The sequence below is a fragment of the Enterobacter nematophilus genome (assembly GCF_026344075.1).
Lineage (GTDB): Bacteria > Pseudomonadota > Gammaproteobacteria > Enterobacterales > Enterobacteriaceae > Enterobacter > Enterobacter nematophilus.
This window is the reverse complement of the sequence record NZ_JAPKNE010000019.1, coordinates 1-504: the sequence shown is the minus strand read 5'-3', so window position 1 is coordinate 504 and position 504 is coordinate 1. Positions and strand designations below refer to the sequence as shown.

Here is a 504-nt window from a genome sequence, read left to right as displayed (position 1 = left end):
TGCATGGTTTAGCCCCGTTACATCTTCCGCGCAGGCCGACTCGACCAGTGAGCTATTACGCTTTCTTTAAATGATGGCTGCTTCTAAGCCAACATCCTGGCTGTCTGTGCCTTCCCACATCGTTTCCCACTTAACCATGACTTTGGGACCTTAGCTGGCGGTCTGGGTTGTTTCCCTCTTCACGACGGACGTTAGCACCCGCCGTGTGTCTCCCGTGATAACATTCTTCGGTATTCGTAGTTTGCATCGGGTTGGTAAGCCGGGATGGCCCCCTAGCCGAAACAGTGCTCTACCCCCGAAGATGAGTTCACGAGGCGCTACCTAAATAGCTTTCGGGGAGAACCAGCTATCTCCCGGTTTGATTGGCCTTTCACCCCCAGCCACAGGTCATCCGCTAATTTTTCAACATTAGTCGGTTCGGTCCTCCAGTTAGTGTTACCCAACCTTCAACCTGCCCATGGCTAGATCACCGGGTTTCGGGTCTATACCCTGCAACTTAACGCC

1 rRNA gene is annotated in these 504 nt (G+C 53.2%); it reads right to left on the bottom strand.

Features of this window, described 5'->3' with window-relative positions:
* Positions 1–504, bottom strand: a 23S ribosomal RNA gene (locus tag OSH03_RS22075); the annotation flags it as partial.